Raw genomic sequence first — 18,615 nt, forward strand, 5'->3', positions numbered from 1 at the left:
TCGGTCTGCGTCCTAACACACGGTATGGTAGAGATTCTCGGGGAGTCCTTGCCGCTCGTTCTGCTGGTTGCCGGGGTGATCCTTACGATCGCCGAGGCGATCGCGCCGGGTGCCCACCTGATCGTCCTCGGGGTCGCGCTGTTGGTCGCCGGCTTAGTCGGACTGGCGCTCGGACCCTTCATCGGGGGCGGGGCACTGGCCGTCGCCCTCGCGGCGACGGTCCTTCTCGTGGGGGGCCTTTCGCTGTTCGCCTACCGCGAACTCGACATCTACGGCGGGAAGGGCGCGGGTAAGACGAGCGACTCGGCGTCGCTGAAGGGCCGAACCGGGAGAGTCACCCAGCGCGTCTCCCGGACGGGTGGCCAGGTCAAACTCACCGGCGGCGGCTTCAATCCCTACTATACCGCCCGGTCGATGGAAGGGGAGATCGAAGAGGGTGAGGAGGTGTTCGTAATCGATCCCGGCGGCGGCAACGTCCTCACCGTCGAATCGATGGGCGTGGTCGAAGACGAGATCGACCGCGAACTCAACCTCGGGAGAGTGACCGACGCGCCCGGGACGAGGGAGGGCGAGCCCGAGTACGATCTCGAGAAATAGTGGAAAAGAACTGGTATCTAGGGGAATCCTTTTGGTAGATACATCCTAACAGATCTATATGTTCCCCGTCGTACCGTTACAGGCAACGCTCACGCTCACGTTCGTCGCGTTACTGCTTCTCTTTCTCGCCATCGTCACCGTCTGGCAGATGGTCGAGATCGTCGACGCGACCGAGAAACGCGCGCTGACCGTCTTCGGCGAGTACAGGAAACTCCTCGAACCGGGGATCCACTTCATCCCCCCGTTCGTCTCCGCGACCCACCACTTCGATATGCGGACCCAGACGCTCGACGTGCCCCGTCAGGAAGCGATCACGCGGGACAACTCGCCCGTGACCGCCGACGCCGTCGTCTACATCAAGGTGATGGACGCGAAGAAGGCGTTCCTCGAGGTCGACGACTACAAGCGGGCGGTCTCGAATCTCGCCCAGACGACGCTTCGAGCGGTGCTCGGCGACATGGAACTCGACGACACGCTCAGCAAGCGCGAGGAGATCAACGCCAAAATTCGAAAGGAACTCGACGAACCCACCGACGAGTGGGGGATCCGGGTGGAGTCGGTCGAAGTCCGGGAGGTAAACCCGAGCCAGGACGTCCAGCGCGCGATGGAACAACAGACGAGCGCCGAGCGCAAACGCCGCGCGATGATCCTCGAAGCGCAGGGTGAACGCCGCAGCGCCGTCGAGAAGGCCGAAGGTGACAAGCAGTCGAATATCATTCGCGCACAGGGTGAAAAACAGAGCCAGATCCTCGAAGCACAGGGTGATGCGGTCTCGACCGTACTGAGAGCGAAATCCGCCGAGTCGATGGGCGAGCGGGCGGTCATCGAGCGCGGCATGGAGACTCTGGAGTCGATCGGCCACGGCGAATCGACGACGTTCGTCCTACCTCAGGAGCTGACCTCGCTGATGGGCCGGTACGGCAAACACCTCACCGGCAGCGACGTGAAACTCGACGAGGGCCAACTCGACAGCCTCGAGTTCGACGACGAGACCCGACAGTTGCTCGGGCTGGACAACATCGACGAGATCCTCGGACAGATCGACGAGGAAGCCGACCTCGACGTCGAGGAGATGGAACAGGAGGCCCAAGCGATCAAGGAGGGCGAGGACATGGACACGATTCAGGACCCCGACGAAGTGATCGGCGGGATGAGCGACGAGTTCGAGGGCGACGAGGAAGAGTGGGAAGAACGCGAGGATATAGAGACGGAGACCGAGACGAACTGATCCGGTGAACTGACGGCGGCCGAAGCTGTTTTATCTCGGCTCCACTATATGACGGTAGTATGGCCGAGCCGGGGCGAGAGCCCGTCGATCGGGACAAACGGACGACGTTGCGGCGATTCGCCGCGCTGGGAGCGGCGAGCCCGCTCGCGGCGTTCGTCGGTTCGAGTTCCGAGAGCGACGCCCGCTCTGCGATCGCAGGCTACGTCTCCTCGACGCCCGGCGCACACTTCTCGAAGATCCGCGACGACCTCTCGCTCGGAACGGGCGAAACCCAACACCACCTCCGTCGACTGGTCGACGCGGGGGCGATCGAGAGCCACATGGACGGGGAGTACCGCCGATATTTTCCCGAGGGACGGTTCTCGGCGTTCGAGCGCCGAGCGCTCGGCTACCTCCGGCGTGAGACCCCGCGGGGCATGCTGATCGCGCTGCTTTCCGAGCCGACGACGACGGGGAGTGCGATCGCCGAGCGACTCGACGTCTCGACGGCGACCGTGAGCAACACGGCTGCGGATCTCGAGGAGGCGGGACTGCTCGCTCGAAACGAGGGCTACGCGATCGAGCGCCCCGAGACGCTCATCTCGCTTCTGGTTCGGTACGCGGATTCGTTCGACGAGCGAACGGTGCGTTTCGCGAGCCGGGCCGACGAACTGATCCGGTACGACCCATAGAAGGACGTGCCATCGCCACCGGCGAAACGGGAAGACTCGCCCGCGAACGAGTTACTGGCTGATCATCCAGGTCGTACTCGAGGAGTAGCCCCATTTCTCGACGTTGAGACCGAACTCGCCGGACTGGAGCGTGCTCATGTTCGTGCCGACCTCTTTGGCCGTGAGTCCGAGGTCCTCCGCGATGAGTCGGGATTTGAAGTAGGTCTGGGTGTCCGCGTGGTCGCGGAGGTACTGGAGGATCCGCTCCTGTTTCTCGTTCAAGCTACTCACGGTCGCGGTCGTGCTCATGGAAACGGATACGCACCTCTCACCTTTAGCGGGTTTGGTACGGCTGGTTAACCCGACGCAGGCGTGCGGTTCCGTCTCGATAGTAGGGAGCCCGGGTCCCCGAGGATGGGTCGGTTGGTATGGTTCCTTAATCGTCGAGGAGGTGACTGGCCGCACAGGCGACCGCGTCCGCAAGCGCCCCCTCACGGGTGATCCGACCCCCGGTGAACACGCCGATAGCGCCCTGCCCGCGAGCGATACTGTCGGATCCAATCCGACTGTTAACCGAGTTCGACTCGGTGATACTATCAGACTGTGTCTGATTGTCAGCTGAACTCCGTTCAGCGATACTATCGGACCCCATTCGACCGCCAACCGAGGCGCTATCGTTGGTTTCGAGTCGCTCGTCGAGGAGCGGCCCGAGCTCGGCACCCGATACCACTTCGCGGGCGATCGAATCGGGCAGGCGAACGGACGGGCCGGCACCGATCTCGATGCGTTTGCCGTCGGTGACTGCCGCCCACATGATCAAAAAGAGGCCGTCGACCCGGTTGAACTCGTCGTCCTCAACGCCGTTCGTGGGTCGTTCGGCGGACGAGGTGAACTCCGCGACCCCTCCTTCAAGGCCGACGCCGAACGCCACATCGGTGCCGAACGATTCACGTGCGCGGGTTCTCGCGCCGGCGATCGTTTCCGTGTGACCGACCGGTTGTTCGCTGACGCCCGACTCCACCGCCCGTGTCTCGACTGTCGCGGATTCGAAGACCTGTTCGACCGCACGCCGTTTGACCGGGTTTTCGCTGCCGACGGCAACGTCCATGCCACCCACTCGGTGCGAGCGGGGTTCCCTCTTCCGTTCCCGCACCCGGATACGACTCATAAAATCGTTCGTTACAAACCGCCAACGGACCGTACAGCCGGGTGTCGTGGCTCTCGAGATATCGATATCAAAACACCTAAGTAAGTTTCGGACTTACCACATCTCAACGAGAACGACCGGGATTTTTCAGGTATCCCTGCCCGGCCAGCCCCCGCCCTCTCACAACACATGAGCGAGAACATCCGCGAACGAACGCGCGAAACCGAAGAGGAACAGGAGCGAGAACGCGAGGACTACAGCTGTCCGGAGTGTGGCGGCCACCTCATCAGCGACGACGAACACGGCGAGACGGTCTGTGCGGACTGCGGGCTCGTCGTCGCCGAGGACTCGGTCGACCGTGGCCCCGAGTGGCGCGCGTTCGACTCGCGCGAGAAGGACCAGAAATCGCGAGTGGGCGCCCCGACGACGAACACGATGCACGACAAGGGGCTCTCGACCAACATCGACTGGCGCAACAAGGACGCCTACGGCAACTCGCTGGGCAGCCGCCAGCGCCAGAAGATGCAGCGCCTCCGCAAGTGGAACGAGCGTTTCCGCACGCGCGATTCGAAGGAGCGCAACCTCAAACAGGCACTCGGCGAGATCGACCGCATGGCCAGCGCGCTCGGCCTGCCCGATAACGTCCGTGAGACCGCCTCGGTGATCTACCGCCGGGCACTCAACGAGGACCTGCTACCCGGACGAAGCATCGAGGGTGTCGCCACCGCGAGCGTCTACGCCGCCGCACGACAGGCCGGCGTTCCCCGGAGCCTCGACGAGATCAGCGAGGTCTCCCGCGTCGAGAAGAGCGAGGTCGCACGCACGTATCGCTACGTGGTTCGGGAACTCGGACTGGAGGTCAAGCCCGCCGACCCCGAGAGCTACGTCCCCCGCTTCGCCTCGGGGCTTGAACTCTCGGACGAGGCCGAACACCGCGCGCGCCAGTTGCTTCGCAACGCGAAGGAAAAGGGCGTCCACTCGGGTAAATCGCCCGTTGGACTCGCCGCTGCAGCGGTCTACGCCGCCGCCCTGCTGACCAACGAGAAGACCACGCAGGCGGCCGTCAGCGAGGTGGCGGACATTTCGGAGGTCACCATCCGCAACCGGTATCACGAGCTGTTGGAGGCCGAGGAGAGCGTCGGCGTCGCATAGAGCGGTTTTCGGTTTCGCGACGGCGGTCCTGTCGGACGGCTTATCACCGACAGTATAACGGCCGACCGGTTTCTCTACCGCGTATGAGCCTCGATTTCGATTCGTTCGTGCTGGCCGCCTCGACGGCGGAGCTCGGGGAGGAGCCACGTGCCCGCGAACACGCCGACTGTATCGAGTTCCGCATGGATTTCGCGGGCGATCCGCTCACCGCACTCGCCTCCTACACCGGCGAGCTACCGCTGATCGTGACCAACCGCGCCGACTGGGAGGGGGGAGAGGCCACGGACGAGAACCGACTCGACGATCTGGCTCGGGCGGCGGAGTTCAACAGCGTGGGCGCGGTCGATATCGAACTCGCCGCACTCGAATCCGACGCGGGCGAGGAGGCCGCGGCCCACGCCCGCGACCACGGAACGAGCGTGATCGCTTCGGCCCACGACTTCGAGGGGGCGCCGGATCCCGACGAGATGCGGGAAACGCTCGAACGGGCGACCGAACACGGCAATATCGGTAAGCTCGCGATCACCGCCGGGACGCCGAGCGACGTCCTCGCGCTGCTCTCGACCACCGATGAACTGGCGAGCGACGGGAACCGAGTGGCGACGATGGCGATGGGGGAGGTGGGGCGCCACTCGCGGGCGGTCGCACCGATCTACGGCTCGCGAATCGGCTACGCGCCGGTCGATCCCGCGAACGCGACCGCACCGGGCCAGTACGATCTCGCGACGCTTCGGGAGCTGGTCGAGCAGTTGCGGTAGCTCTTTGTCCGTCGTGGATGAACGGGATCCCATGCCGAGTGCTTCGCTCGAATCGCTGCTCGAACGGAACCGAACGCACGCCGACTCGCTTCCGGAGGGCCACTTCGACGACGTTCAGGACGGCCAGCGGCCCGCGGTCGTCTCGATATGCTGTTCGGACTCCAGAGTGTCTCAGGAGGGAATGTGGCACACGGAGGAACCGGGCTGGCATTTCACTCCGAGCAACATCGGCAACCGGGTGTGGGAGCGAGATGGGGAGAACCTCGTGGTCGATGGCTCGGTGCTGTATCCGATCGCCCACACCGAGACGGGAACGACGGCGGTCGTCGGTCACACCGGCTGTGGGGCCGTAACGGCGGCCTACGAGGCCGTTCGTGGGGAAGCGGGCGACGAGCCCGCGGGAATCGAAAAACAGGTCGGACTGCTCGTCCCGGTCGTCGAGGAGGCGTTCGAGGAGGGAGTCGTCGACTCGAATACGGACGAGGCGGTGGCGATCAACCGACTCGTCGAGTACAACGTCCGCCGTCAGGTCGAGTTCCTCGCTGACGCACCGGAGGTCCCGGCCGACGAGCGGGTCTACGGCTTCGTCTACGACTTTCAGGAGGTGTACGGTTCGGTCCCCGGTCGCACCTACCTCGTGAGCGTCGACGGCGAGAGTGCTCCCAAACGGCTACGAGAGGCGGTCCCCGAGGCGTACCACGACCACGTCCGGAGCCTGCTGTAAGCGGCCGGGAGGCGACCGAGACGTCCCCTCAGCGGTCCATCGACGCGGGGACCGTGGGGACGACAGGCATCCGTGAGGTGACCAGATACGAGGACTTGCGGGCCGCGCCCTTGGCGTATTGGACGGTGCTCTTGTGGATCGGCGTGCGCTTGCCCTGGATGCGGGTCGCGCCCTCTGCGAGGGCGTCGATCACGGTGTCGTGGGTGATGTCCGCCGCCGTCGACCCTCGGTCGGTTTCGATGGTGATCTCGGTGTACGCCCGCCCGACGTTCGGCAGGTAGTGGGCATCGCTCGCGCCGAGTTTCGGATACTCGTAGCGTTCGGCGAACGCCCTGGCCCGACGGTTCCGGTAGCCGGTAAAGAGCATCGAGTTGTACACCTCGACGGCGTCGCAGTCGTCGATACGGCGTTTTCGGACGCCGTGACGGGAGCGCTGGAACGGGTGGGGGATCGCGGCGACGCCACCCATATCGCGGACCGCCGCGACCGTCTCACGGAAGGGCTGGCCCGGATCGGGGAGCGCCTCGACGCCGATCGCGAGCAGGTGGCCGTGGGCGGTCGAGACCTCGACGCCGGGGATGCCGATCAGCCCGTACTGGGGCGCGAGTTCGGCCGCACGGAGCGACTCCTCGATCTCGTCGTGGTCGGTGATGACCACGCCATCGAGCCCGATGTCGGCGGCGTGTTCGAGGATGAGTTCCACCGGCTCGTGACCGTCGTACGAGCCGTCGGAGTGGACGTGTGGATCGACCGAGATAGTGATGTTCGTAGACATAGTGGTGGGCGACAGGTGGCGGACACCGACCGTGATCTCGCGGTATCTGGCGTCTATATGTCGGAAACAAAGTTAAACCCTTCTGTGAGAACGTGCGGTGTGGACACGGGACAGGGCGATCCCGTCGAGCGCGGACCGAGACGAGAAACCGGGGGACGGGGCGGCCGGGTCGCTACAGGTAGTTCTGTTGGCGGAAGTAGCCGACGAGGACGAGCGTGATGCCGGCCATTCCGAGCATGACGGCGAAGTAGCCTCCCGCCCAGCCCAGTTCGGGCATCACCTCGAAGTTCATGCCGTAGACCCCGGCGACGAACGTCAGGGGGAGAACGATCGTCGCGACGACCGTGAGTCGTTTCATCACCTCGTTGGTCGACTGTGAGATCGTGTTCAGGTAGATGTCTCGGGCCCCGCCGACCAGATCGCGGTAGGTCTCGGTGAGTTCGACCAGATGCACGAGACGGTCGTAGACGTCCCGGAAGTACTTCTCCGTCTCCGGGGCGATATGATCCGGATCGCCGCGCGCAAGCTCGCCCACGGCCTCGCGGGTCGGCCAGATGATCTTTCGAAAGCCCAGCAGTTCGCGCCGGAGGCTGTTGAGCCGCTCTAAGGTCTCGATGTCGGTCGAGGTCATGACGAGGTCTTCGACGTCCTCTATCCTCGCTTCGAGCGAGTCGAGGGTCTCGAGGTACTCGTCGGTGACGCCGTCGACGATTCGGGAGGCGACGAAGTCCGGTCCGCGCGCAAGCAACCGCTCGTCGCGCCCGACCGCGCGCCACGCCCGCTCGCAGGCGTCGGTCGTCGTAAACGAGAACGTCACGAGCCAGTCGTCGCCGATACAGATCCCCAGCGGGTCCGAGAGCAGTTCCTCCTCGAAGGAGGTCTCACCGACGGCGAGTTCGGCGATCTTCAGCAGCACGAACGTGTAGTCGGGATACTCCTCGGTTTTGGGACGGATCACGCCCGAGAGGTCCTCGACGGCGAGCGGGTGGATCCCGAAGGTATCGGCGACCCGGTCGAGTTCCCCGTCGGTGGCGTCGGTCACGCGCACCCAGACCGGTCCCTCGACTTCGCGGGCCGCGGTGACCGACTCCGGACGGGAATCGACGGCGATCGACTGGATCATGCCTCGCCGACCCCGACCGCGGCGATCGTGATCCCGACCATGACGACGGTCAGCGAGAGCGACCGACCGGGATACGGTGTCGCGACGCCGGCCAGATAGCCGACGAGCCCGCCCGCCGTCAGGAGCAAGCCGATACTCAGTGTGCGAGCCATGTGGCTCCATCACGGGCCGGGTCCAAAAGCGTTCAGAGCCCGATCGTGCCCTCGAGGAACAGCGCGACCACGAGCAGTCGGCCGACGCTACCGACGAATGCCGCGAGGGAGAACTTCAGGTAGTCGTCCTCGAGGATCGAAAACGCGTAGACGGAGGCGGTATCGGGGAAGAAGGGGACCGATAGGAGGAGCGCCATTCCCAGATAGCCGTACCGCCGGGCCATCCGGATCGAGGCCTTCCGTGACCACTCGTGGAACCCGAACCGCGAGTTCTCGATCGCTTCTTTGACAGGGTCCGTCTCGCGGATCGAGACGCTGACCCAAAGGACGAGGACGCTGCCGACGGCCTTTCCGAGCCCGCTGATGATCACGATCAGCGCGAGTCTCGCGGTCTGGGAGAAGCCGAGATCGAGCGGCGCAAACAGGACGAGTTCGCTCGGGAGCGGCACGACGGCAAAGCCGAGGACGAACGAGTAGACGAAGACGATCGCCAGACCGGGCCAGCCGGTCGCGATCGCGATGAGCGCCTCCGCAAACGCGACGACGCGATCGAGAGATGTAACGGAGGCGAAAACGAGAGGGCCGTCCATATGTGCCCTACTCGGGCGAAGGTATCTAAACATCTCGCCACAAGTGATAAATCAGGTAGCCTGCGAACACACACCCACGCCACTCCTCCATGAGTAGCACGCTCGTCACCGTCGCGCTTCCGAGCTTGAACGAACAGCAGCGGATCGGTGACTGTCTGGACTCGATCGCCGCCTCCATCGACGCCGCCCCTCCAACGTACGACTTCGAAGTCCTCGTCCTCGATTCGTACAGCGACGACGACACCGTCGAGATCGCACAGGACCACCCCGTCGTCGATTGCGTCGATTTCGTCGAGCGGGGCATCCTGAAAGCGCGCCACCGTGGGTTCGAACTCGCCGACGGCGAGGTCTGCGTCGCCGTCGACGCCGATAGCTACTACCCGCCGGCGTTCCTGACCGAACTGCTCGCCCCCTTCGAGCCGGGCGTCTCGCTGACGTACGGCCCCGTCGAGGGCGAGAAACAGGCGAACATCGACGCCTCGATACGGCTCGCCCTACAGTACGGCCTCCCTCTCGTCGGACTCGACTGGGTCAGCGGGTCGAACCGGGCGATCCGGACGGAGGACTACTTCGCGGCGGGCGGATACCGACTCGCAGCCGACGGCAACGCCTTGTTTCGCGTGATGATCGAGGAACAGCTCCTGTTTCCCCGCCGACTCGACGGGCGGATGGTCTTCGCGCGTGAAGCCGTCTCCGCCCAGAGCGCGCGCACCTTAGAACAGCTGTTCTTCCTCGAAGAAAAGGAAGGAGGGGTGAACTGGAACGTGATCAGCCCCTACGAGTCGGTCCGGCGGTATCGCGAGAGGCTCCGTCGGGACTAGTCCCGCGGCGTCTCGTAGTTCTCGCCCTGATAGGTCCCCTCGTAGGTCCCCTCATGGTCGGCCTCCGCGAACACGAGTTGGGCGATTCGCGCGCCGCGTTCGAGTTCGATGTCGTGGTGGACTTCCAAGAGCCCCTCACCGCGGCCCTCGTAGCCGGCGTCCCACACCGCGGTATCGAGCATACAGCCGTTTCGCATGAGCGAGGAGCGCGGGTAGACGAAGCCGACGTGGCCCTCGGGGATCTCCACCACCTCGTCGTAGCGCACGACGTAGCCACCGGGTTCGAGGTAGTACGTTTCGGGGACTTTGCGGTCGAGTTCGGCGCTCGCGACGCGCTGGCGTTTTCCGATCTCCGTGTCGTTTCGCGTGATTCGGCCGGGTTCGAGCGGCTCGAAGATCGCATCCAGCGTCAGATCGACACCGTTGGGTTGGATCTGTGCGTGCGTCGTCGGCCTGACGTGCTCTGAGACGTAGGCTCCGTCGCGGTACATAGCGTCCGTTTTCCACCCGTGGATAAACCCCTGACGAACCGCCGAAGTTCGTGCAATAATTGCCCTCTCGGCGGTCGATTTACAACGATTATCGGTACAGGAACACGCGGGATTTATATCCGTGGACGGCCGACCTTCGGTTGATATGGGACAGACGCTAACGGAGAAGATCCTCGAGGACCATCTCCTCGACGGGGAGCTCGAAACCGGCGAGGAGATCGGGATCGAGATCGACCAGGTGCTCACCCAGGACACGACGGGCACGATGGTCTGGCTGCAGTTCGAGGCGCTCGATCTGGACGAGGTCCAGACAGAGATCGCCGCCCAGTACTGCGACCACCAGACCTACCAGTTCGACTTTAAGAACACCGACGACCACCGCTTTCTCAGGAGCGCAGCGGGCACGTTCGGCGCGCACTTCTCGCGACCCGGCAACGGCATCTGCCACAACGTCCACAAGGAGAACTACGCCGCACCCGGCAAGACCCTTCTGGGCAGTGACTCACACACTCCGACGCCCGGCGGACTCGGCGAACTCGCGATCGGCGCCGGTGGCCTCGACATCGCCGTCGCGATGGGCGGCGGGGCGTACTACATCGAGATGCCCGAGGTCGTCAACGTCCGACTCGAGGGCGAGCTTCCCGAGTGGGCGACCGCGAAGGACGTCATCCTCGAGATGCTGCGACGCCTCTCGGTGAAGGGCGGCGTGGGCAAGGTGCTCGAGTACACCGGTCCGGGCGTCGAGACGCTCTCGGCACCCGAGCGCACGACCATCACGAACATGGGCACCGAACTCGGGGCGACCACCTCGATCTTCCCGACCGACGAGCGCACCGAGGAGTTCCTCGAAAGCCTCGGACGTGGCGAGGAGTACGTCGAGATCGGTCCCGACGAGGACGCCGAGTACGACGACGAAATCGTCGTCGACCTCTCGGATCTCGAACCGCTGATCGCCCAGCCGTCGATGCCCGACAACGTCGTCCCCGTGCGGGACGTCGCGGGTACCGAGGTCGATCAGGTCATCATCGGCTCGTGTACCAACGGCGCCTACGAGGACGTCCTGCCGACCGCGAAGATGCTCGAGGGGCGCACGATCGACAAGAAGACCGACATGATCGTCGCACCCGCCTCGAAGCAAGCCTCGGAGATGCTCGCCCGCGAGGGCTGGACGGCCGAACTGATGGCCGCCGGTGTCAACGTCTCGGAGGCGACCTGTGGGCCGTGTATCGGTATCGGCCACGTCCCCGGCAGCGATTCGGTCTCGCTCAGAACGTTCAACCGCAACTTCGAGGGCCGCTCGGGCATCGAGGACGACTCGGTCTACCTCTGTTCGCCCGAGGTCGCCACCGCGGCGGCCATCAAAGGCGAAATCGTCGACCCGCGCGATCTGGCCGACGAACTCGGCGATCTCGAGGACCCCGGCTTCGAGATGCCCGAGGAGTACACGGGTTCGAAGGCCGACCTCATCCCGCCGGAGGACGCCGTCGACGACGAGCTCATCAAGGGCCCGAACATCGCCGACGTCCCCCTCAAGGACCCGCTCGACGCCCACATCCAGGGCGAGGCGCTGCTGAAGATGGAGGACAACATCACGACCGACCACATCGTGCCCGCCTCCAGCGACATCCTGATGTACCGCTCGAACATCCCGAAGATCTCGGAGTTCACCCTTTCCCGTGTTGACGACACCTTCCCTGAGCGCGCACAGGCTGCAGACGGCGGCGTGCTCGTCGCCGGCGAGAACTACGGGCAGGGCTCCTCGCGTGAACACGCCGCGCTCTGTCCGATGTACCTCGGTATCGAGGCGGTCTTCGCCGAGAGCTTCGCGCGCATCCACAAGGCGAACCTGTTCAACTTCGGGATCGTGCCCTACACGATCGACGAGGAGACCTACGAGAAGATCGAGCAGGGCGACGACATCGAGGTCGTCGACGACGTCCAAGAGGGCATCGCCTCCGGCCAGAACGAGTTCACCATCCGCGTGAACGACGACTGGGAGGCGACCGCCCGCCTCGACGCTTCCGAGCGCGAGCGCGACATCGTGGTCGCCGGCGGTAAGCTCTCGTACACGAAACAACAGGCCGAAGAGGGCGGTCTGGGCGGCGCGAGCCCGGCCGACGACTGAGCCGAACCGTTTCAGCCGATTTTTCGGATGGTGTAGTGTTTTGACGACGGAGCCCGTACTGTCTCTGTGAACACGGACGCCGTCGAACTCAGACCGGCCACGCAGGCCGACCTCCTCTCGGTCTATCGGATCGAGAAAGCGTCGTTCCCACAGCCGTGGCCGTTCTCGGCGTTCGAGGGGTTTCTCGGCGAGCCCGGGTTTCTGGTGGCGTTTTCCGACGACGTCGTCGGCTACATCGTCGCCGACAGCGTCCCCAATCACGGTCGGGCGATCGGTCACGTCAAGGACCTGGCCGTCTCCCCAACCCGACGGGGGGAAGGAATCGCGACGCGCCTGCTTTCACAGGCGCTCTCGGCGCTTGCCCGTCAGGGCGTCGACTGGGTCAAACTCGAGGTCCGGGAGGACAACGAACCCGCACTCTCGCTCTACCGGGCATTCGGGTTCGAACGCAGACGGCGGGTCCCGCGATACTACGCCGACGGCGAACCCGCACTCGTGATGATCCGGTCACTCGAGGCGTAAGGCCGTTATCCGTCGGGTTCGTACCACGGATATGGGCTACGCCTGTCCGGTCTGTGAGATCCCACAGCAGGACGAGATGCATCTCGCGAACCACCTCGCCTTTGCCGCCATGCTCGGCAACGAGGACCACGAGGAATGGCTCGACGAACACGTCCCCGACTGGGAGGGGATGGGTCCCGGGGACCTCGGCGAGCGGGCATCGGCGTTCGCACCCGAAGAGGAGTTCGAGGCGGTCTTCGAGGACACGACGGGACACGACCACGGCGACCCGGGACGCCTCGAAAACGCGATCCCCGCCCAGCGGGGCAGACAGGCGATGGGCGGCGAGACGGGCGAGATCCTCGCCGAAGCCGAGGCGATGACCCGCGAGATGTACGAATCCGAGGAGGAATAAGGCCCGCCGGGAAACGACGGGTATGATCGAGACGGACGGCCGGTTCGCACCCGATTCGCCCGAAGAGGCCCGAGAGCTGTACGAGTCGATAGGGCCGTGTGCACAGGTCGTGACCCGCGAGATCGCAAAGGCGATGGAGTTCGACCGCGAGGAGTATCACGACCGGGTGACGAGCGAGGTGGTCGAGACCGCCCGCGACGCGCTGTTCGCCTCCTTGCTCGAAGTGTCCGACGGCTCGCGCGAGGAGTTCGAGGAGTGGCGCGAGGGGTACGAGGGAGCGGTCGACGTGATGGGAAGCGAGAACGTCGACCGGGTCGTCTGGCACGCCTTCGACGGGGAGGCGGTCGCCGCCACCTACCAGCACGAACCCGAGGCCGCCCACGGCACCCTCAGACGGCAGGCATTCGGACGGCTGTACCAGCCCGTCCTCGAGTGACCGAGACCAGCCTCCGAACCGTCTCTTGGGCGTTATCCACCTCGATCGAAACGGGACGCTTTATCGGGTGGAGCCCACACGGGAGCCATGAGCGAGTCCGAGAGGGACGCCGCATGGGAGGTCCTCGAATCCGTCACCGAGTACGAGACCGGCTGGTATACCGGCGGGTACGACCTGGTCGAACAGCCGGACGGCTCGACGAAGCGATATTACTGGGCCGACCTCGCGCCCGCCGCCGTCGTGGTCGCCTCGACGGGCGAGGAGGTGCTGTTCGTCGAGCAGTACCGCCCCGCGATCGGCCAGACCCACCTCGAACTTCCCGCCGGAATCGTCGAGGCGGGCGAGTCGTTCAGCGAGGCGGGCGCACGCGAACTCAGGGAGGAGACGGGCTTTGGGGCCGATTGCGTCTCACTGCTCCAGCGGATGTGGGTCGCGACGGGAGCGATGCGCCACGAGCGGGGGATCGTCTTCGCGGAGGGGCTCAGCCCCGTCGAGCAGGAACTCGACGACAACGAGTTCCTGTTGGTGAAACCCATCCCGGTCGAGGAGGCGCTCGCACGCGCCCGTACGGAGCCGACCAACGACGCGACCCTCGAAGGCCTGTTGCTCGCTCGCGAAGAGGGGCTTCTCTAGGGGTTTATTCGCACCGAGTCGTTACCGGGGGTATGAGCGACCGAGACGACGAGATCACGCCCGTGGAACTCAACGGACTCTTAGAGAGCGGCAAAGAGGTCCGAATCGTTGACATCCGCTCGCCCGCCGCCTTCGAACGCGGATCGATCCCCGGCAGCGAGAATGTCCCGTTTCAGGAACTCCCTCGGGAGATCGAGGAACTGGCGGGCGCAGAGCGGATCGTCACCGTCTGCCCACACGGGAAGGCCAGCCTGCAGGCCGTTCGGATCATCGATTCGTACGAGGGGACGACCGGGGATGTCCGGAGCCTCGAAGGCGGAATCGATGCCTGGAGCCGCGACTACGCGCTCGAGTCGGCGGAAAAAGCTGAAACCGGAACGGACGCACCGTTCTGATCGGTCAGACGGCGATCCGAAACGGCGGGAGTGACGAATCGGGTCAGGCGACCGAGTAGCCCTTATCGCGGAGGAAATCCTCGACGCGACCGCTGTGGTTGCCCTGAAGCTCGATGGAGCCGTCCTCGACGGTCCCCCCACAGGCGAACTTCGATTTGAGGTCCGACGAGAGACTGCTCAAGTCGACGTCGCGCGGATCGAGTCCTTCGATGATCGTTACCTCTTTCCCGTAGCGGCGCTCGTCGATGCGGATGTTGACCTGCTGGGACTCTTTTGCGACGTCCTCGCAGACGCAGAGTTCCTGGGGCAGTCCACACGTCGAGCAGACTTCCGACATTACAGTCGGACGTACGAAATCGACCTATTAAACACTGTCGGGGCATTCGACCGTGGCGCGTTCGAAGGAGGCCCGCCACCCCCCACGGCCGGTGCTCGGACCGATCGGACGAGTGAGGAGGGATCGTCCGACCCGCCCCCGAACCGGGTGGTCGCGTGGGAGAACAGCACACACAAGTACCACCCGAACGAACCGCCGATATGGTCACCCCGATTCAGGACGCGATCGATCTGGTAGGGTATTTCAGCGACGTCGCACTGGGCGATCCGATCAACGTCGTGATCATGCTGTTTGGCTTCCTGTTCGTCGTTGCTCCCTCCGTGGTGTTCGGCGTGCTCGCCATCGGCGGGATCCTCGATTCTATCGTCCCCGATGGCCTCGGTCGATCGCCGCCCCCGCAAGAGCGATAGCCGACTCGATGTCGGGCCCGAGCGGCGATCCGGCGACGAACCCGTCGGCGTAGCGGGTGATCGCCCGAACCCGCCGTTCGACCGTCTCCGGTGTGCCCGCGATACAGAACGCGTCGATCATTTCCTCGGAGACGAGCGAGAACGCCTCCGAGAACGCCCCTGTTCCGATCCGCTCGCCGATCTCCTCGGCGAGTTCCCCGTCGAGGTCGTGGCGGTCCAGCACCGGCGGGGCCGCCCCGGCGGCGATAAAGGCGACGGGGGGCCGGGCGGCCTCGCGCGCCTCGTCACCGTCCTCGGCGACGCTGACGCTCGCGAAGGCCGCGAAGTCGAACTCGCCACGGGAGTCGGATCGGTCCTCCAGTCCGATTTCGACCTGTTCTGTGGCCCACTCGAAGTCGTCGGGATGGGCGGCGTTCAGCAGGACGCCGTCGGCGTGTTTCGCGCTCATGCGGATCATGTGTGGCCCCTGTGCGCCGACGTAGACCGGGATCTCCCCGACATCGTAGTTCAATCCAGCGTCGACCGCCGTGAAGGTCCCCTCGTGGGTGACGCGCTCGCCGGCCCAGAGGTCCTGGGCGATCTTGAACGATTCGAGCACCCGCCGGAGCGGCCGGTCGCGTTCGTGGCCGAGGTTCGAGAGCGTCGAGGCGTCGCCCGCGCCGATCCCGAATACGGCTCGGCCGTCGCTTGTCTCGTCGAGCGTCGCGACCCGCGAGGCCAACGTTACGGGATGGATCTCGTAGGGGTTTACGACGCCCGGGCCCAGTTCGATGGAATCGGTCCGGCGAGCGATCTCCGAGAGGGCGGCGAACGGGTCGCGGTTGTTGTAGTGACAGCTCGCGAAGGCGGTGGTAAAGCCCGCGTCCTCGGCGAGCGCACCGAACTCGCCGACGCGCTCGACGGGGTGTTCGGGCGTGATCTCGATGCCCTTCGTCGGCGTGCGCTTACTCATAACTCCACCCCCGAAGGGCCTGACGGACGTAGTCGTCCTCGACGTCGCGAAAGTGTTCGTCGCTGCCGTCCATCTCCCCGAACTCGAAGTCCTCGACGACCACGGCGGGTACCCCACCGTCGCCCTCGCCCGCAACGAGGTTCGCCGCGGCCGCGAGTTCGTCGATCACGTTCTCCACTGTTACCCCGAGTTCCCGCCCGTCCCGGTCGCTCTCGCCGCGCCAGTCCCGGCTCGCGGGGGTTCCCGCCCAGCCGATCGCGACCCCGCGCTGGCCGTGGCGAAACGGTCGCCCGCAGGTGTCGGTGACGATCACGGGGACCGAGAGGGCCTCGCTCACCCGCGCTGCGCTCTCGGAGGGGTGTTTCGGCAACAGGAGGAGGTCCTCGCCGCCGGTGTTCGAGCGGTCGATCCCGGCGTTGACACAGATATGGCCGAAGCGGGTTTCGGTGAGCAAGAACGGGGACTCCATGAGGAGGTCGGTGCTCTCCTCAAGGACGGCCTGTGCGAAGCGGGGGTCCTTCTCCTCGTCGGTACGCTCCTCGAGACGAGCGGCGATCTCGCGGGCGCGCGGGCCGGCCGGAAACTCGTCGAGGGCGGCGATCCGGCCTTCGGCCTTCGAGACGACGGTGCTCGCGAGACAGAGGATGCCGGAATCGAGGTCGACCCGCTCGGCGACGAGCGAGGCGAGGTCGTCGCCGGGGCCGATTTCGGGGAGCCCGGGGACGGGGTGAAGCTGCATACCCGGAGTCGGAGCGGACGGCTAAAAAGGTCGCCGACACCGGCGAGGATGGGTGAGGGCCGAAGCGGGGGCAGGGGGAGCCGTTCAGACGTTCGCGAGTTCGGAGGCGGTGACGACCTCGAGGTCGCGCGACTCGATCTCGTTCAGCAGCGTCTCGAAGTCCGCCTCGGAGATGTCGTTGAGGTCGCTCGTGGTGTCGCCGATCCCGTGAACGAGGGTGACGACCGCCTGGTTGTACTCGGCCGCCAGATCGAGCAGGTCGGAGACCTCGTCGAGGGCGTAGCCGTTGACCCGCGAGACCATGTGGCCGTCGGTCGGCGGGGCGATGTTGGGCTGGCCGCCGTGGATGTACGAGTGATCGAACACCTCGCGGACGGCCTCGAGCGAGTCGGCGTCCATCCGGTTGTACGGCGCGAAGTAGTGGTTCGCGCCGTCCTCGTCGATCCGGTTGGCGATGTAGTCGCGTGCGTCCTCGAGATACCCCACACGCTCGTCGTGGGACTCCATCTCCGGCAGTGCCGTATGCGGGTGGGCGGCGATGTCCCAGCCGGCGCTTCGCATCTCGCGACACTGGTCGACGGTCAGGCGGTCGGGCTGGTTGATCGAGTCGGGGATGACCGCCGCGACGCCGGGCCAGCCGCGCTCCTCGAGCATCGGCATGGCGGTCGTATACTGGCTCTGAACCGCGTCGTCGAACGTGAGGACGACGTAGCCCTGATCGCCACGTTCGGTCGCACGCAGGTCGTCGACCAGGAAGCGGGTGGTAGGGTTGGTGTCGCTGTGGGGCTGGACGTAGAGGCGAAGCTCCCGGACGTTTCCGAGGTTCGGCTCGCCGCGCTTGCCCGTCCAGCCGGCCTCCATGCGGAACCAGCCAGTGAACTCGCTGGGGATCGACCGGGCGCTCGTCAGCTGATCGCTCCGGCCGGGCGCGCGCGCCTCGAGGACGACGCGGGCGGGCGGGGGCGATTCGATCTTGACGGCGACCGAGAGGTCCTTGCCCTCGACGTCGAGGCCGTCGGGGAAGACGCGGTAGGCACCGATCGACTCGGTCGTGTCGGCCTCGACGGCCATCGCTCCGTCCCCGACGAGCGACTCGTCGCTCGCCTCGACGGTCGTGTGATCGTAGAGCGGATGCCACTCGATCTCCTCGAAGTCGTCGATCGACTCGCCCTCGGCGATCGCGGGTGCCGTAACCTCTCGGGGCGTGCCGTTCGACCCGTCGGTTCCGTTCGGGTCGGTCGTATCGTCGTTGTCGTTGCCGTCACCGTTCCCATCGCCGTCGGTATCGAGCGATCCGATACAGCCCGCCAGCGCGGCGGAGCCCAGTCCAACGGTCGTGAGGAACGTTCGGCGGTGTTGCTTGGTCATGTTGTCACCCTATCTATACGTTCAAGATACATATAATTAACTATGTTTTAAACAACCGAATTAGGATACGAGTAGCGAGAACTGAAGGCCACTCAC

Annotated in this window: 25 protein-coding genes; 14 read left to right on the plus strand and 11 right to left on the minus strand. The window is 65.2% G+C overall.

Features of this window, described 5'->3' with window-relative positions:
• Positions 1-24 precede the first annotated feature (24 nt).
• From HAPAU_RS00935 to HAPAU_RS00945, 3 genes are read left to right on the plus strand one after another with little or no spacing between them, the layout of a single operon-like run.
• The gene (locus HAPAU_RS00935; RefSeq protein WP_066378394.1) at positions 25-597 is read left to right on the plus strand and encodes an NfeD family protein; all 573 of its coding nucleotides are present in this window, start codon (positions 25-27) and stop codon (positions 595-597) included.
• A gap of 58 nt (positions 598-655) precedes the next feature.
• Positions 656-1,825 carry an SPFH domain-containing protein gene (locus HAPAU_RS00940; RefSeq protein ID WP_066378396.1) on the plus strand — a complete coding sequence of 390 codons (1,170 nt, stop codon included), beginning with the start codon at positions 656-658 and terminating at the stop codon, positions 1,823-1,825.
• 59 nt (positions 1,826-1,884) lie between these two features.
• On the plus strand, positions 1,885-2,496 hold the full coding sequence (locus tag HAPAU_RS00945) for a winged helix-turn-helix transcriptional regulator (protein WP_066378399.1): 612 nt from the start codon (positions 1,885-1,887) through the stop codon (positions 2,494-2,496).
• A gap of 51 nt (positions 2,497-2,547) precedes the next feature.
• Here HAPAU_RS00945 and HAPAU_RS00950 read toward each other — a convergent pair whose 3' ends face one another.
• On the minus strand, positions 2,548-2,784 hold the full coding sequence (locus HAPAU_RS00950; RefSeq protein WP_066378402.1) for a DUF7123 family protein: 237 nt from the start codon (positions 2,782-2,784) through the stop codon (positions 2,548-2,550).
• Between the two features lie 127 nt (positions 2,785-2,911).
• Positions 2,912-3,583 (minus strand): DUF84 family protein, encoded by a 672-nt coding sequence (locus HAPAU_RS22130; RefSeq protein WP_066378409.1) that lies wholly within the window; start codon positions 3,581-3,583, stop codon positions 2,912-2,914.
• Positions 3,584-3,811: 228 nt separating this feature from the next.
• Between HAPAU_RS22130 and HAPAU_RS00960 the strand changes: the two genes are divergently transcribed.
• The 3 genes from HAPAU_RS00960 (at position 3,812) to HAPAU_RS00970 (ending at position 6,256) form a co-directional block, all read left to right on the plus strand.
• Complete coding sequence (locus HAPAU_RS00960) at positions 3,812-4,774, plus strand: transcription initiation factor IIB (RefSeq protein WP_066378411.1); 963 nt, start codon at positions 3,812-3,814, stop codon at positions 4,772-4,774.
• Positions 4,775-4,857: 83 nt separating this feature from the next.
• Positions 4,858-5,532 (plus strand): type I 3-dehydroquinate dehydratase, encoded by a 675-nt coding sequence (locus tag HAPAU_RS00965; RefSeq protein ID WP_066378414.1) that lies wholly within the window; start codon positions 4,858-4,860, stop codon positions 5,530-5,532.
• Positions 5,533-5,563: 31 nt separating this feature from the next.
• Positions 5,564-6,256, plus strand: coding sequence for a carbonic anhydrase (locus HAPAU_RS00970; protein ID WP_066378416.1), 693 nt, complete (start codon positions 5,564-5,566; stop codon positions 6,254-6,256).
• 28 nt (positions 6,257-6,284) lie between these two features.
• Here the strand turns inward: HAPAU_RS00970 and HAPAU_RS00975 are convergent, their stop codons facing one another.
• The 4 genes from HAPAU_RS00975 to HAPAU_RS00985 form a co-directional block, all read right to left on the minus strand.
• Positions 6,285-7,031 carry a CehA/McbA family metallohydrolase gene (locus tag HAPAU_RS00975; protein WP_066378419.1) on the minus strand — a complete coding sequence of 249 codons (747 nt, stop codon included), beginning with the start codon at positions 7,029-7,031 and terminating at the stop codon, positions 6,285-6,287.
• Positions 7,032-7,203: 172 nt separating this feature from the next.
• On the minus strand, positions 7,204-8,154 hold the full coding sequence (corA, locus tag HAPAU_RS00980) for a magnesium/cobalt transporter CorA (RefSeq protein ID WP_066378422.1): 951 nt from the start codon (positions 8,152-8,154) through the stop codon (positions 7,204-7,206).
• Complete coding sequence (locus tag HAPAU_RS21470; RefSeq protein ID WP_169802600.1) at positions 8,151-8,306, minus strand: hypothetical protein; 156 nt, start codon at positions 8,304-8,306, stop codon at positions 8,151-8,153. The genes corA and HAPAU_RS21470 overlap by 4 nt, the downstream gene beginning before the upstream one ends.
• Positions 8,307-8,338: 32 nt before the next feature.
• Entirely contained in the window at positions 8,339-8,896 is a 558-nt protein-coding gene (locus HAPAU_RS00985; RefSeq protein WP_066378424.1) for a hypothetical protein, read from the minus strand.
• Between the two features lie 89 nt (positions 8,897-8,985).
• On the opposite strand from HAPAU_RS00985, the gene HAPAU_RS00990 reads away from it, so the two are divergent.
• Entirely contained in the window at positions 8,986-9,717 is a 732-nt protein-coding gene (locus HAPAU_RS00990; protein ID WP_066378426.1) for a glycosyltransferase family 2 protein, read from the plus strand.
• Here the strand turns inward: HAPAU_RS00990 and HAPAU_RS00995 are convergent.
• Positions 9,714-10,208, minus strand: coding sequence for a deoxyuridine 5'-triphosphate nucleotidohydrolase (locus HAPAU_RS00995; protein WP_066378428.1), 495 nt, complete (start codon positions 10,206-10,208; stop codon positions 9,714-9,716). The two genes, HAPAU_RS00990 and HAPAU_RS00995, sit on opposite strands and share 4 nt — an antisense overlap.
• A 145-nt stretch (positions 10,209-10,353) precedes the next feature.
• Between HAPAU_RS00995 and HAPAU_RS01000 the strand changes: the two genes are divergently transcribed.
• The 6 genes from HAPAU_RS01000 (at position 10,354) to HAPAU_RS01025 (ending at position 14,713) form a co-directional block, all read left to right on the plus strand.
• Positions 10,354-12,333 carry an aconitate hydratase gene (locus HAPAU_RS01000; RefSeq protein WP_066378429.1) on the plus strand — a complete coding sequence of 660 codons (1,980 nt, stop codon included), beginning with the start codon at positions 10,354-10,356 and terminating at the stop codon, positions 12,331-12,333.
• A 66-nt stretch (positions 12,334-12,399) separates the two neighbouring features.
• The gene (gene rimI, locus HAPAU_RS01005; protein ID WP_066378432.1) at positions 12,400-12,855 is read left to right on the plus strand and encodes a ribosomal protein S18-alanine N-acetyltransferase; all 456 of its coding nucleotides are present in this window, start codon (positions 12,400-12,402) and stop codon (positions 12,853-12,855) included.
• 31 nt (positions 12,856-12,886) lie between these two features.
• The gene (locus HAPAU_RS01010; RefSeq protein WP_066378434.1) at positions 12,887-13,249 is read left to right on the plus strand and encodes a DUF5810 domain-containing protein; all 363 of its coding nucleotides are present in this window, start codon (positions 12,887-12,889) and stop codon (positions 13,247-13,249) included.
• A 25-nt stretch (positions 13,250-13,274) separates the two neighbouring features.
• On the plus strand, positions 13,275-13,685 hold the full coding sequence (locus HAPAU_RS01015) for a DUF5809 family protein (protein ID WP_066379365.1): 411 nt from the start codon (positions 13,275-13,277) through the stop codon (positions 13,683-13,685).
• Positions 13,686-13,772: 87 nt separating this feature from the next.
• Positions 13,773-14,318 (plus strand): NUDIX hydrolase, encoded by a 546-nt coding sequence (locus HAPAU_RS01020; RefSeq protein WP_066378436.1) that lies wholly within the window; start codon positions 13,773-13,775, stop codon positions 14,316-14,318.
• Positions 14,319-14,350: 32 nt separating this feature from the next.
• Complete coding sequence (locus tag HAPAU_RS01025; RefSeq protein ID WP_066378438.1) at positions 14,351-14,713, plus strand: rhodanese-like domain-containing protein; 363 nt, start codon at positions 14,351-14,353, stop codon at positions 14,711-14,713.
• A 43-nt stretch (positions 14,714-14,756) separates the two neighbouring features.
• Here HAPAU_RS01025 and yciH read toward each other — a convergent pair whose 3' ends face one another.
• On the minus strand, positions 14,757-15,050 hold the full coding sequence (gene yciH, locus HAPAU_RS01030) for a stress response translation initiation inhibitor YciH (RefSeq protein ID WP_008415996.1): 294 nt from the start codon (positions 15,048-15,050) through the stop codon (positions 14,757-14,759).
• A 200-nt stretch (positions 15,051-15,250) separates the two neighbouring features.
• On the opposite strand from yciH, the gene HAPAU_RS01035 reads away from it, so the two are divergent.
• A complete protein-coding gene (locus tag HAPAU_RS01035) occupies positions 15,251-15,460 on the plus strand; it encodes a hypothetical protein (RefSeq protein ID WP_066378440.1) in 210 nt (69 codons plus the stop codon).
• Here the strand turns inward: HAPAU_RS01035 and HAPAU_RS01040 are convergent.
• From HAPAU_RS01040 to HAPAU_RS01050, 3 genes are all read right to left on the minus strand, one after another.
• On the minus strand, positions 15,411-16,412 hold the full coding sequence (locus HAPAU_RS01040; protein WP_066378442.1) for a 5,10-methylenetetrahydromethanopterin reductase: 1,002 nt from the start codon (positions 16,410-16,412) through the stop codon (positions 15,411-15,413). The genes HAPAU_RS01035 and HAPAU_RS01040 overlap by 50 nt on opposite strands.
• Positions 16,405-17,151 carry a coenzyme F420-0:L-glutamate ligase gene (locus tag HAPAU_RS01045; RefSeq protein WP_066378444.1) on the minus strand — a complete coding sequence of 249 codons (747 nt, stop codon included), beginning with the start codon at positions 17,149-17,151 and terminating at the stop codon, positions 16,405-16,407. Before HAPAU_RS01045 ends, HAPAU_RS01040 begins: the two co-directional genes overlap by 8 nt.
• Before the next feature lie 84 nt (positions 17,152-17,235).
• Positions 17,236-18,519 carry a polysaccharide deacetylase family protein gene (locus HAPAU_RS01050; RefSeq protein WP_066378446.1) on the minus strand — a complete coding sequence of 428 codons (1,284 nt, stop codon included), beginning with the start codon at positions 18,517-18,519 and terminating at the stop codon, positions 17,236-17,238.
• Between the last annotated feature and the right edge of the window lie 96 nt (positions 18,520-18,615).

This window comes from Halalkalicoccus paucihalophilus (assembly GCF_001593955.1).
GTDB classification, from domain to species: Archaea; Halobacteriota; Halobacteria; order Halobacteriales; family Halalkalicoccaceae; genus Halalkalicoccus; species Halalkalicoccus paucihalophilus.

What these genes read in the sequence shown, in the direction of transcription:
- HAPAU_RS00935 (WP_066378394.1), top strand. Translation starts at nt 25, where the DNA reads ATGGTAGAGATTCTCGGGGAGTCCTTGCCGCTCGTTCTGCTGGTTGCC.
- HAPAU_RS00940 (WP_066378396.1), top strand. Translation starts at nt 656, where the DNA reads ATGTTCCCCGTCGTACCGTTACAGGCAACGCTCACGCTCACGTTCGTC.
- HAPAU_RS00945 (WP_066378399.1), top strand. Translation starts at nt 1,885, where the DNA reads ATGGCCGAGCCGGGGCGAGAGCCCGTCGATCGGGACAAACGGACGACG.
- HAPAU_RS00950 (WP_066378402.1), bottom strand. Translation starts at nt 2,784, where the DNA reads ATGAGCACGACCGCGACCGTGAGTAGCTTGAACGAGAAACAGGAGCGG.
- HAPAU_RS22130 (WP_066378409.1), bottom strand. Translation starts at nt 3,583, where the DNA reads ATGGACGTTGCCGTCGGCAGCGAAAACCCGGTCAAACGGCGTGCGGTC.
- HAPAU_RS00960 (WP_066378411.1), top strand. Translation starts at nt 3,812, where the DNA reads ATGAGCGAGAACATCCGCGAACGAACGCGCGAAACCGAAGAGGAACAG.
- HAPAU_RS00965 (WP_066378414.1), top strand. Translation starts at nt 4,858, where the DNA reads ATGAGCCTCGATTTCGATTCGTTCGTGCTGGCCGCCTCGACGGCGGAG.
- HAPAU_RS00970 (WP_066378416.1), top strand. Translation starts at nt 5,564, where the DNA reads ATGCCGAGTGCTTCGCTCGAATCGCTGCTCGAACGGAACCGAACGCAC.
- HAPAU_RS00975 (WP_066378419.1), bottom strand. Translation starts at nt 7,031, where the DNA reads ATGTCTACGAACATCACTATCTCGGTCGATCCACACGTCCACTCCGAC.
- corA (WP_066378422.1), bottom strand. Translation starts at nt 8,154, where the DNA reads ATGATCCAGTCGATCGCCGTCGATTCCCGTCCGGAGTCGGTCACCGCG.
- HAPAU_RS21470 (WP_169802600.1), bottom strand. Translation starts at nt 8,306, where the DNA reads ATGGCTCGCACACTGAGTATCGGCTTGCTCCTGACGGCGGGCGGGCTC.
- HAPAU_RS00985 (WP_066378424.1), bottom strand. Translation starts at nt 8,896, where the DNA reads ATGGACGGCCCTCTCGTTTTCGCCTCCGTTACATCTCTCGATCGCGTC.
- HAPAU_RS00990 (WP_066378426.1), top strand. Translation starts at nt 8,986, where the DNA reads ATGAGTAGCACGCTCGTCACCGTCGCGCTTCCGAGCTTGAACGAACAG.
- HAPAU_RS00995 (WP_066378428.1), bottom strand. Translation starts at nt 10,208, where the DNA reads ATGTACCGCGACGGAGCCTACGTCTCAGAGCACGTCAGGCCGACGACG.
- HAPAU_RS01000 (WP_066378429.1), top strand. Translation starts at nt 10,354, where the DNA reads ATGGGACAGACGCTAACGGAGAAGATCCTCGAGGACCATCTCCTCGAC.
- HAPAU_RS01010 (WP_066378434.1), top strand. Translation starts at nt 12,887, where the DNA reads ATGGGCTACGCCTGTCCGGTCTGTGAGATCCCACAGCAGGACGAGATG.
- HAPAU_RS01020 (WP_066378436.1), top strand. Translation starts at nt 13,773, where the DNA reads ATGAGCGAGTCCGAGAGGGACGCCGCATGGGAGGTCCTCGAATCCGTC.
- HAPAU_RS01025 (WP_066378438.1), top strand. Translation starts at nt 14,351, where the DNA reads ATGAGCGACCGAGACGACGAGATCACGCCCGTGGAACTCAACGGACTC.
- yciH (WP_008415996.1), bottom strand. Translation starts at nt 15,050, where the DNA reads ATGTCGGAAGTCTGCTCGACGTGTGGACTGCCCCAGGAACTCTGCGTC.
- HAPAU_RS01035 (WP_066378440.1), top strand. Translation starts at nt 15,251, where the DNA reads ATGGTCACCCCGATTCAGGACGCGATCGATCTGGTAGGGTATTTCAGC.
- HAPAU_RS01040 (WP_066378442.1), bottom strand. Translation starts at nt 16,412, where the DNA reads ATGAGTAAGCGCACGCCGACGAAGGGCATCGAGATCACGCCCGAACAC.
- HAPAU_RS01045 (WP_066378444.1), bottom strand. Translation starts at nt 17,151, where the DNA reads ATGCAGCTTCACCCCGTCCCCGGGCTCCCCGAAATCGGCCCCGGCGAC.
- HAPAU_RS01050 (WP_066378446.1), bottom strand. Translation starts at nt 18,519, where the DNA reads ATGACCAAGCAACACCGCCGAACGTTCCTCACGACCGTTGGACTGGGC.